The organism is Flavobacterium sp. RSSB_23, from assembly GCF_051547145.1.
GTDB lineage: Bacteria > Bacteroidota > Bacteroidia > Flavobacteriales > Flavobacteriaceae > Flavobacterium.
This window is the reverse complement of sequence record NZ_JBPTTO010000009.1, coordinates 1-11,740: the sequence shown is the minus strand read 5'-3', so window position 1 is coordinate 11,740 and position 11,740 is coordinate 1. Positions and strand designations below refer to the sequence as shown.

Below are 11,740 nucleotides of genomic sequence, written 5' to 3'. Positions count from 1 at the left end.
TTATGTTCTCTTTTCTTTTATTTTTCTCTAATATAAATATCAATTGGAACACCAGAAAAATCCCATTGTTCTCTAATTTTATTTTCCAAATAGCGTTTGTAAGGTTCTTTTACATATTGTGGCAAATTCGCAAAAAATACAAATTGAGGTGTAGCCGTTGGTAATTGCATACAATATTTAATCTTCACATATTTACCTTTAGTAGCTGGCGGTGGGTATGCCTCGATAACCTTCAACATAAATTCATTAAACTTAGAAGTAGGTATTCTTTGTTGTCTATCCTCATATACTTTTACAGTCGCTTCTAATGCTTTCAACAAACGCTGTTTGGTCAAAGCCGAAACAAAAAGAATTGGCACATCTGTAAATGGCATCAATTCCTTTTTAATTTTCTCTTCGTAATCACGAGTAGACATCGTATCTTTTTCTACCAAATCCCATTTGTTTACCAAGATAACAACACCTTTTCTGTTTTTTTCAGCTAACCAAAAAATACTTTGATCTTGTCCTTCAAAACCACGAGTAGCATCAATCACCAAAATACAAACATCTGCGTGTTCAATAGCACGAACGGAACGCATTACAGAATAAAATTCTAAGTCTTCTTTTACTTTGGCCTTACGACGAATTCCAGCTGTATCTACTAAATTAAATTCAAATCCAAAACGATCGAATTTGGTATCAATAGCATCACGAGTAGTTCCCGCAATATCCGTCACCATAAAACGATCTTGACCAATCAAAGCATTGATAAAACTCGATTTTCCAGCATTAGGACGTCCTACTACAGCAAAACGAGGCAAAACTACTTCTTCTTTCACTGGTTCAGGTTTCACTGGGAAAGCTTCAATCAAAGCATCCAACAAATCACCTGTTCCACTTCCAGAAATACTTGCAAAAGTAAAATACTCTCCTAATCCTAAATTATAAAACTCTACAGCGTCTTTCTCACGCATCGCATTATCTACTTTGTTCACGGCCAATAAAACAGGCTTAGTCACTTTACGCAACAACTTTGCCACCGTTTCATCCATCGGTGTAATTCCCTCTTCTACATCTACCACAAAAACAATCACATCGGCTTCATCTATTGCCAATTCAACTTGTTTGCGGATTTCTCCCTCAAAAACATCATCAGATCCGCGGACATATCCACCCGTATCTATCACAGAAAACTCTTTTCCGTTCCACTCGCTTTTACCGTAATTTCTATCTCTGGTTACCCCAGAAACCGAATCTACAATAGCTTCTCTTCTTTGTATCAGCCTATTAAAAAGGGTTGATTTCCCTACATTAGGTCTTCCTACTATCGCAACAATATTATTCATTTTATTCGTATTCAAATAGTTATCCTTAGCGCACACTTTTGCGGTTAAGGCGTGCAAAGGTAGTGTTTAAAACTATGAGAATCAATTTTTTTGATATATTAGCACAACTAAACTACACCAAACCCAATATCCCAAAACCATGGACCCAGATAACGAAATTAGATTACGCCTACGATTTTACAAAGACATCACCGAAAACACTGACGCCGTTCGCGCAAAATTCGAAAAATTCATTCATGAAAAATCCCCTGATTATTATGCCAAAATCAGAGGCTATCACATTTGGCTCAACATCAAAGGTGATAAAAAAAGATATTGGTCACCCCATTTGCATCTCGAATTAGAAAAAAAATCCGAAAACGAAACCCATATCCGTGGCCTCTTCGGGCCAGACCCAACTTTGTGGACCTTATTTATGTTTCTGCATTTTATGATTGCAGGTACTTTCATCGTGTTTTGCGGCATTGCCTACACGCATTATGTTCTCAAAGAATCCACACAATGGGATTTAATCGTACTTTCTATGATGATTTTCGCTTGGTTTCTGCTCTATGTCATCGCCCGACAAATCCGATCCAACGGCGAAAAACAAATGAACGACTTAGAAAAAGTGTTTTTAAAAATAATTGAATAACCCTACCAATTAGGAGCTAATCCAGCTCTCCATTACAACTCCTCGTCCCAAAAAACTGCGGTTCTAATGCGCTTGCAGGAGCTTCCACTGGTCGCTCTGCAACCACAAGAACCACTAGTTTTTGGTACTCCGGGGTTTTCATTACGATCTGGGCTAAAAAAAAATTGTAGAGACAGATTGCAATCTGTCTCTACAATTTTTTCAAACATCCGTACTGACAGGTCGCGACCTGTCCCTACTGATTATATCCGAAACGCTTCAACATATTGGCATTACTTCTCCAATTTTTGTTCACTTTTACATACAATTCAATATGAATTTGTTTGCCAAAAAATGTTTCCAATTCTGCTCTCGATTCCATTCCTACTTTTTTCAAAGCAGCGCCTTTATGACCAATAATGATTCCTTTTTGCGTATCACGTTCTACCATAATCACTGATCGAATTCGAATGATAGCATCCGTTTCTACAAATTCTTCGGTAACAATCTCAACAGCATACGGAATCTCTTTGCTGTAATTCAATAAGATTTTCTCTCTAATAATCTCATTAACAAAAAAACGTTCAGGTTTATCGGTCAATTGATCTTTAGGATAATACGCTGGCGATTCAGGCAACAAAGCAATGATTCTCTGAAATACCTCAGGAACATTAAAATTCTGTAGTGCCGAAATTGGGTAAATTTCCGCATTGGGAACTTTGGCGGTCCAAAAAGCGACTTGTTCTTCCAATTGCTCTTGATTTGAATTGTCAATTTTATTCAATAACAACAAAACTGGAATTTTAGAATGGATAATTTTATTAAAAAAAGCATCATCTTTCAATTCTTGCTCCCCTATTTCAACCATATACACCAAGACATCCGCGTCTTCAAAAGCCGACTTTACAAAACCCATCATTGCTTCTTGCATTTCATAAGCGGGTTTAATAATTCCCGGAGTATCGGACAAAATCAATTGAAAATCGTCTCCATTTACAATTCCTAAAATTCTATGTCTGGTAGTTTGTGCTTTAGAAGTAATAATGGATAATCGCTCCCCAACAAAAGCATTCATTAGTGTTGATTTTCCAACGTTTGGGTTTCCAATTATATTAACAAAACCGGCTTTATGTGTCATTTTTTATTCATTTTATTTTACTTCGCAAAATTCGATGTAAAAGATATAGGCTGCAAAGGTAGCCATATCAACTCAATAGACGAAATAAAACATTTTTTTAAATTTTGGTTGTATTTCTAGAAAAACGTCGTACATTTGCACCCGAAACATCGCGGGATAGAGCAGTAGGCAGCTCGTCGGGCTCATAACCCGAAGGTCACAGGTTCGAGTCCTGTTCCCGCTACTAAGTTAATTTTACTGAGATTACAAAACGCACATCGCGGGATAGAGCAGTAGGCAGCTCGTCGGGCTCATAACCCGAAGGTCACAGGTTCGAGTCCTGTTCCCGCTACTGAGAAGAACCCATCAACTTTTGATGGGTTTTTTTATGCCTTTCAATTTCATCTCCTTTCATAAAATTCACAAAAAAACCTGCAACAAGCAGGTTTTTTATTAACTAAATTTAAAAGCGTATTATACAAATCATATAGTTTCAAGTAAAACTACTTTTCCTTTAGAAGTTAACATTGTCAAATTTAATGCATCCTTATCGACTAAGTTTTTAGAAACAGGTCCATTGAATTGATTATATGAAATGTTTAACTCTCTCAATTTTTTTAAAGACTCTAATTCTTTAGGAATTAATCCTTTCAATTCATTATCAAACAAACTTAATGTTTCAAGGTCTTTTAACTTAACAATATCCGAACGTAATTCACCATTTAATCGATTTCCACTCAACAACATCACTTTTAATGATTGCATAGTGTATAAGGAAACTGGAATTTTACCCTCAATTTCATTATTGTAAATAGATAAAACTTCAAGTTTACTTAACTTACCTAACTCAAATGGCAAGCTCCCTTTTAATTTATTCATAAACAACTCTATGTGCACCAAATTCAATAAATTTCCAATTGAAGACGGTATCACTCCTGAAAGTTGGTTATGTGACAAATTTAGCTGCGTAAGAGCCGTTAGATTTCCTATCATTTTTGGAATTCCACCCTCAATTCGATTATTGCAAAAGTTTATTTTCTTTAAAGATGATAAATTACCAATTGATTCTGGCAATGAACCTGACAAATTATTATCAGACAAATCGAGACCTACTACTTTATCCTCTAGAACAGTAACACCATACCAAGTAGCAACTGGAGCGGCTAAATTCCATTTGTTTTTCCAATGATAGCCATTTGTAGAATGATATAATTCTAACAAAACCTCGCGTTCTAGGGCTGGAACTGCAGCAAATGAACTTGCAGTTAAAGACAAAAACAGTAGACAAATTACCTTTTTCATAGCTGTTAAAATATTCTTAAATAAACTTTTTAAAAATAGAACACTTAAAGATAAAATGCAAATAAAATCGATAAAATACATCAATAAAAAAAAGAAGCTTTCTAATCCTACAAAAAAATAATAAATAAACTTTACTCTTTTTTGTATATTTGAATAATAACCTTAAAACCAGTCAATTATGGAAATGAATTTTATAGCACTGTTTGTTGCTGCTATTATTACACTTTTTGTGGGTTTCATTTGGTACCATCCAAAAGTATTTGGAACCATTTGGATGAAAGAAGCAGGATTAACCGAAGACCAGCTAAAAACAGGAAATATGTTAAAAATTTTCGGCTTCACTTACCTCTTTTCTTTATTTATTGCTTCTATCGAAATGACACTTACCATTCATCAAATGGGAGCACTTGGAATGGTCGGGGGACCTTCAAAAGTAAATGAAGTGCTTCCCTCATACACAGCATTCATGGCCGATTACGGCACCGCCTTCAGAACCTTTAAACATGGTGCACTGCATGGGTTTATTAGTGGTTTGTTTTTTGCTTTCCCAATGATTGGGATTAATGGACTATTCGAAAGAAAATCTTGGAAATACATCTTTATTCATTCTGGGTATTGGATAGTCACACTAACTATTATGGGCTCCATTATTTGTGGCTGGACATAAAATTAAAAATGCGTTTCAAATCTATAGAAACGCATTTTTTTATACTAATACCTTATTCTACGACCGCTTTTTAACTATTCAAAGCCTTAATTTGAGTTCTTTTTGCAATACCCAACTACATATGACTTTTTAGATTAAATTTGTCACTTATACCAACTTTAATCTAATTGAATACATCTCTCACCTTTACTATTTATCAATCAGCAAATGAACTTCCTGAAAATTGGAATACAATTGCTAACTCTACTATTTTTTTACAAAGAGAATACTTTGAAATACTTGAACAATCGTGTCCCGAGAATATGCGATGTTTTTTCATAGGTGTGTTTCAAAATAACCAATTAGTGGGTGTTGCCTTAAGTCAGTTTTTAGATTTAAACAAATTAGAATCGTTTGGAGAACGCGATAAATGTTTAAAAACAATTATTAGAAATTTTGCTTTTAAACGTTTTTCTTCCCATGTCTTATTCCTTGGTAACTGTATGCTAACGGGGGAAAATGCGTATACATTTTTAGACTTTATCCCTTTTGATGAACAAATAAAAGTGCTTTTTGAGGCCCGAAGTAGCATCGAAAGAATGTTAAAAAAGGATGGAATTCAAATTCATTTAAGAACAAGTAAAGATTTCTCTAAAGCCGAAAAGGAGAAAATCAATCAAACTCCATTTGGGTCTGTTTTTCAATTTACTACACAACCTAATATGATTTTCTCGATTCCTGAACATTGGAACAACGAACAAGATTATATAAACGCTTTATCCAAAAAATATAGAGACCAATACAAAAGAGCTAGAAAAAAAGCCGAAGGCATAATTAAACGAAAATTAGCTCTCGAAGAAATAGAGCAAAATGAAGCATTGATTTATGAACTCTATCATCACGTTGCCAAAAACGCTCCATTTAACTCTTTTTTTCTATCGAAGAATCATTTCAGTAGTCTAAAAAAAATATGGAAAGACCATTTCTTATTTTATGGTTATTTTATGAATGAAAAATTAATTGGATTCAATACGCTAATCAAAAATGGCGACACTATGGATACTTATTTTTTAGGTTATGACGATGCCATACAAAGAGAAAAAATGCTGTATTTGAACATGCTTTATGACATGATAGCTTATTCAATAAAAAAAGAATTCAAAACCATAATTTTTGCCAGAACAGCCTTAGAAATCAAAAGTTCTGTTGGAGCGAAACCAGAAACTATGTATGGATTAATGGAGCATAAAAACCCAATAATCAATTATTTTTTACCCCGTTTCTTTCATTATCTTGAACCAAAAACAATTTGGCAAGAACGAAATCCATTTAAATAACTCCACAAAAAAAGCTACTTAATTAAGTAGCTTTTAGTTTTGAAAAAATAATTAGAGTGCTGTTATAATAAATTCACTTCTTCGATTCATTTGATGTTGTTCTTCGGTGCAGTTAGAAGCATTTGTTGGCTCGCATCCGCAATCATTGATAAGCTGTGATTCTCCGTAACCACGACCAGTAAGTCTAGACGATTCGATGCCTTTTGAGACCAACCAAGCAATTGTTGCTTTTGCTCTTCTATCTGATAAAGCTAAATTGTATTTTGCAGTTTGTCTACAATCGGTATGGGAACGAATATCCAATTTCATTGTTGGATTTTGCATCAAAACATCTAATATTTTGGCTAAATCCAAAGCGGCTTCTTTACGAATATTGGATTTATCCAAGTCAAAATAAATCATTTTAATGCCAAAGCATTTACCCAAATCATCGCCCAAGGCAACTCTACAAATAGTACTTTCTAACTGAATATCGAGTTTTGTTTCACCTGTAACTTCAGCTATTTTAAGCTTCGTCTCTTTTGAAGTATAGTCTTTTTTGTTAGCTCTTACATGATAGGTTTTTCTACAATTTACATCAAAAGTATAATATCCTGAAGCATCAGTGGTGGTCTCTGCAATCACTTTGTATTGTTTATTCAAAAGAACCATTTGTACGCCTGCTAAAGCCTCGCCCGTAGCACTATCGGTTACTATTCCTTTTAAGATTTGTTTGCACTTGTCTTTACTTGTAAATCGATAAATATCATCGGAACCCAATCCTCCATCGCGATTCGAAGAAAAGAAGCCCTTATTGATTTCGCTATCTCTGTAGTATCCAAAATCATCTTTGGGAGAATTCACTTCAGCTCCATCATTTTCAACTTCGCTAAAACTGCCATCATTGTTGATTTTAGAAGTAAAAATATCCAATCCACCTAATCCTGGATGCCCATCTGAGGCAAAATACAGTTGATTGTCTTTAGTTACAAATGGAAATGTCTCTCTTCCTTCGGTATTGATTTCTGTTCCTAAATTGACAGGCTCTCCAAAAGTTCCGTTGCTATTGATAGCTACTTTATACAAATCAGATTGTCCAATAGTTCCAGGTCTATCTGAGGCAAAATAAAGCGTTTGTTCATCAGGGCTCAAGGCTGGATGCGCTGTACTGAAATTATTACTATTGAATGGCAACTCGGTTACATTGGTCCATCTATTGTTTACCAAAGTGGCTTTATAGATTTTAAGCAAGGTAACTTTGTTGGCATCTTTTCCTTTTTTACCATCCAAATAATTGTTTCGGGTAAAATACATAGTGTTACCATCTTTAGTAAACACCGGTGTAGCTTCATGAAATTTAGAATTGATATTGGCATCATAACGTATCGGATTACTCGGGATAAGTTCTCCGTTGACTCCAGCAGCATACAAATTGGTAAAATGTTCGCCTGTCCAAGCGTGTTTACGCTGTCCTACTCCTCCTGTATCTCTTGCTGAAGTAAAAATCAGTTTATTATCAACAATGGCACTTCCATAATCAGAATATTTAGAATTAATTCCTGCATTTTCAATGGTATAGATGCCAACATTAGCTTTAATATCTTCTAAATAATCGCTATTGTTTCTCAAACGTCTGCTTCGGCTATCCTCTGAGGATTTGCTTTCAAATTTAGCCAATATGGTTGCCGCTTCTTTTTCTTTTCCTGAAGCTTTTAATGATTGAGCATAGCGGTAATAATACTCTGGTGCTAATTCTGGTTGTAGTTGATATAGCTTTTCGTATGATTGGGCTGCCTTTTCAAAATCTGAATTAAAATAATAGGCATTACCCAATTTTTCAAACATTTCTACCGATTGATAGCCTTTATTCGCCAATCGTTCGTAGGTTTGTATCGCATCAATGTACGCATAACTATTGTATTTTTTATCAGCTGATGCTATCTTGGCTTTTTGAGCAAAACCAGAATTACTCAAAAAAGAGGCTATAGCAAGACAAAGAAGTAACTGTTTTTTCATGATCTAATTTTTAGAAAAATCTTGGAGTAGTAATTTTTTCGTTGTTTTTGAAGATTTCATAACGCAAGAAAACCTCATGCGATCCTGAATTATAGTTCTCTAAGTTGGTGGTTTCTAAATCGTATCCATACCCAATATACATCCCATCGGTAACTTGAAATCCAACCATCGCGCTCATTGCTGCGCTCCAACGGTAAGCCACTCCAACAACTACTTTCTCTATGAACATAAAGTTGGCCGAAACATCGACTTGTAACGGAGAACCTTCGACTAATTTGGTTAAAAATGCGGGTTTGAATTTGATATCATATGATAAATCAAACACATAACCTCCTATTAAATAGTAATTAATCTTCTCTTTAAAAATTGCCACTTGATTATCATTGTATCGATTAGTTTGAATAAAATTTGGCACCGATAGTCCTAGATAAGCTTTATCTGAATGGTAGTAGATTCCTGCTCCAACATTAGGAGTAAATACGTTTCTTAAATTTTGAAATTGTGGGTCTCCTTGAACTTCGGGATTAAGTTTATCGACATTCAAATTAAATAAATTTGCTGTCGCTTTCATTCCAAAAGAAAGTTTGAAATTCTCTGAAGTTGGTATGGTATAAGATAAGTCAGCAGAAATAGTGTTTTCATTTGTCGGACCAATTTTGTCATTTACAAATGAAACTCCTAACCCTAAATTACTGTTATTTATAGGAGTATTAATCGACGCTGCATTAGTGGTAGGCGCTCCATCCAAACCTACCCATTGCGTACGGTGCAAAGCAAAGATACTCATCGCGCCTCGGCTCCCTGCATAGGCCGGATTGATATTGATGGTGTTGTACATGTACTGAGTGAATTGTGCATCTTGTTGACCATAACTCACTATAGCAAGTAACATTGTAATGAAAGTAACTATTCTTGTTTTCATTGTATATTTTATTTTAGCCTGAGTTTTGTTTAACTCAGGCTATTTTTAGTAAGATAATTTATCTGGATAAGTATAAGAATCCTGCTTTTTGATTCATTACTCCACTAATTGGTTTTTTGTATTTAACCACATAGTAGTAGGTTCCGTTAGGTAGAGCATCGGCTTTGTTTACTGTTACACGGCCTTCAGACAATCCAACAAACACTTTTGAAGCATTATCATAACCCGATACTTCAAACACTAGTACTCCCCAACGGTTATAGATTTCAACGGTGTTATCTGGGTAGTTCTCAATTCTTTCTATTAAAAACACTTCGTTTCTTCCGTCATTATTCGGAGAAAAAGCATTGTGTACCAAAATATCACAAGAAGAAGCACTATCATCAAAATCACAAGGGTCTTTTACAACTATAGTAATAGTAGCCGTGGCACAATTGTTTGGATTAACAACATCACAAATTCTATAAGTTATTACATAGGTTCCAACTAGAGTCCCCGCTGGAATTGTTACTTTTCCTTGTGCATCTACCGTAACCCCTGCTATTCCATTAGCATCAACAATAGTAATCACTACTTGAGGGGCACTTACAGTTCCGTTATTCAGTCTATCATTGGCTAAAATATCCAATACAGTTCCTTTTGAAGAATCAATAGGTTGGTTGCTATAATCATCATTAGTAGCAACAATAACTGGTGCAACAACTGTAACAGTTACTGTGGCCGTTTTACAATTTGCTGGATTAGTTTTTTCACATATTTGATATACTAATACATAAGTTCCTGCTGGTGTATTGGCTAAAACGTCTACTGAACCATCTGCATTTAAACGCAAATTTGGGTTAGCGTTTACTACTGTCAAATTCACATCAGCCAATACTAATGGGTTCCCATTGAAAGTGTCGTTAGCTAGTACATTTACTACATTGGTTGTTGCTGTTGTAGCACTAACTATTGGACCAACCGAATCGTTATTAGCTACAATTGTAGCAAACAATTTACATTGGATTCCAAAATCTAATTTATCATCAACTGGATTTGCAACAGATAATTGAGTATTCTTAGTACTGTTATTCGTTACTCCACAAACAATAAAGCTTTGAGTGGCACTATTTTTATCAGTTATAAATCTATTTAAAGGTGCTGGCAAGACTTTTATCAATCCAGTTGCCGCTTTTGCTTGTGCTGCAGCTTCCAAATTAGATTCCATTACTAAGTTCACTTGATAATCACCCCAGTTTCCTTGTGGTGCTCTTGTTCTCCAGTAGCCTTGAATACTCATCGTGATTTGTCTAGAGAAACCATTAGGACCTGTGATATAAATATTAGGTACGTTAGTTGTACCGTTTCCAAGACCTGCTGCATTGATTTCACCTTCATTTATTTTACCTTGATAGCTTCCATCTCCATTATAATCAATCCATTCCCATTTACTGTAGTCAATATAGCCATTCGCATCCGGGATGTTTTGAGTTACTACTCCATCATTATTGGCATCATACCATTCATCTTGCAAGCCATTACTATTGATATCGTACCAAACAAAGTTCCCTAAAACTGGTAAATCTGTTTTATCATAATCAAAATTTCTAACTTCATAGATACAATTTTGAATATTCAAGAATTGTATACTTGGTCCTACATTATACAAGTTTTGTGCACTATTTAAATTAACATCTTGAACTTGTATTATATAATCCCCTGGTGTAAATCCAGTAAAGTTATAGGAACCATCAGCTTTGGTTAACATCAACAACACAGGACCTGTAGTTTGCTTATCAGGAATTAACGTCACAGGAACATTTGCCAATGGTTTATTATTCAACAGATCTCTTACAACTCCAGAAATTTTTGTTGTATTACAAATTACTGTTACTGTTACTGTGGCTTGATCACAAATTATAGTTGAATTTTTAATGCATATTGAATAAACAAAAGTATAAGTTCCTGCTGGCGTTCCTGGTTTTACATCAACCGATCCATCAGAATTTAGTATCAAACTGCCGGTAGCATCTGGAGTAATGATACTAATGTTTACATTATTTACCGTAGCTGGTGTTAAATCTATAAAATCATTAGACAAAATAGAAATGACATTTTTAGCGCCATTGCTTCCATCAATTGACCCCACAGTATCGTCAGCTGCAAAAACTACTGGTGGAGCTGGAGCTGGTAAATTCTGTATCTCGATAACAACGGTTGCTTGATCACATAAAACCGGAGTGCTCTTAGTACAAATTTCGTAAACTATTGTATAAGTACCAATTGGGGTTCCTGGTGCAACATCAATAGATCCATCTGAATTTAAGGTAAAGCCAGTTGGAACTGTTACCCCACTTAAACTAACCGTGTTGTATGTAGCTGGCGTCAATAAAACTCCATTAAAAGTATCATTCAATAAAACACTATTGATTGTCTTTCCAAATAAACTTATTACCTGTTGCAAGCCGTCGTCTACTGCGTCGATGGTGTTTACTACTACA

General features: G+C 34.9%; 9 protein-coding genes and 2 tRNA genes. 5 read left to right on the top strand and 6 right to left on the bottom strand.

What is annotated here, in order from left to right:
- Positions 1 to 17: 17 nt before the first annotated feature.
- Entirely contained in the window at positions 18 to 1,328 is a 1,311-nt protein-coding gene (der, locus tag ACSVH9_RS13095) for a ribosome biogenesis GTPase Der (protein ID WP_024981997.1), read from the bottom strand.
- Positions 1,329 to 1,467: 139 nt separating this feature from the next.
- Here der and ACSVH9_RS13090 point away from each other — a divergent pair, with 139 nt between their 5' ends.
- Positions 1,468 to 1,962, top strand: coding sequence for a hypothetical protein (locus ACSVH9_RS13090; protein ID WP_438064103.1), 495 nt, complete (start codon positions 1,468 to 1,470; stop codon positions 1,960 to 1,962).
- A 235-nt stretch (positions 1,963 to 2,197) separates the two neighbouring features.
- Here the strand turns inward: ACSVH9_RS13090 and era are convergent, their stop codons facing one another.
- On the bottom strand, positions 2,198 to 3,079 hold the full coding sequence (era, locus tag ACSVH9_RS13085; protein WP_298298337.1) for a GTPase Era: 882 nt from the start codon (positions 3,077 to 3,079) through the stop codon (positions 2,198 to 2,200).
- Between the two features lie 150 nt (positions 3,080 to 3,229).
- Here era and ACSVH9_RS13080 point away from each other — a divergent pair.
- Positions 3,230 to 3,302 (top strand) — tRNA-Met (locus ACSVH9_RS13080).
- Positions 3,303 to 3,337: 35 nt separating this feature from the next.
- Positions 3,338 to 3,410: transfer RNA gene (locus ACSVH9_RS13075), tRNA-Met, on the top strand.
- Between the two features lie 131 nt (positions 3,411 to 3,541).
- Here ACSVH9_RS13075 and ACSVH9_RS13070 read toward each other — a convergent pair.
- The gene (locus ACSVH9_RS13070; RefSeq protein WP_438064102.1) at positions 3,542 to 4,360 is read right to left on the bottom strand and encodes a leucine-rich repeat domain-containing protein; all 819 of its coding nucleotides are present in this window, start codon (positions 4,358 to 4,360) and stop codon (positions 3,542 to 3,544) included.
- A 178-nt stretch (positions 4,361 to 4,538) separates the two neighbouring features.
- On the opposite strand from ACSVH9_RS13070, the gene ACSVH9_RS13065 reads away from it, so the two are divergent.
- Together ACSVH9_RS13065 and ACSVH9_RS13060 are read left to right on the top strand one after the other, a co-directional pair.
- Positions 4,539 to 5,027 (top strand): DUF1761 domain-containing protein, encoded by a 489-nt coding sequence (locus ACSVH9_RS13065; RefSeq protein WP_438064101.1) that lies wholly within the window; start codon positions 4,539 to 4,541, stop codon positions 5,025 to 5,027.
- Between the two features lie 167 nt (positions 5,028 to 5,194).
- Positions 5,195 to 6,343, top strand: a complete 1,149-nt coding sequence (locus tag ACSVH9_RS13060) for an 8-amino-7-oxononanoate synthase (protein ID WP_438064100.1) — start codon at positions 5,195 to 5,197, stop codon at positions 6,341 to 6,343.
- Positions 6,344 to 6,394: 51 nt separating this feature from the next.
- On the opposite strand, the gene ACSVH9_RS13055 is transcribed toward ACSVH9_RS13060, so the two are convergent.
- The 3 genes from ACSVH9_RS13055 to ACSVH9_RS13045 all read right to left on the bottom strand — a co-directional run.
- On the bottom strand, positions 6,395 to 8,338 hold the full coding sequence (locus ACSVH9_RS13055) for an OmpA family protein (protein WP_438064099.1): 1,944 nt from the start codon (positions 8,336 to 8,338) through the stop codon (positions 6,395 to 6,397).
- A 10-nt stretch (positions 8,339 to 8,348) separates the two neighbouring features.
- On the bottom strand, positions 8,349 to 9,260 hold the full coding sequence (locus ACSVH9_RS13050) for a PorP/SprF family type IX secretion system membrane protein (protein WP_438064098.1): 912 nt from the start codon (positions 9,258 to 9,260) through the stop codon (positions 8,349 to 8,351).
- A 58-nt stretch (positions 9,261 to 9,318) separates the two neighbouring features.
- Positions 9,319 to 11,740 (bottom strand): gliding motility-associated C-terminal domain-containing protein (locus tag ACSVH9_RS13045; protein ID WP_438064097.1); only part of this gene is annotated, 2,422 nt, incomplete at its 5' end.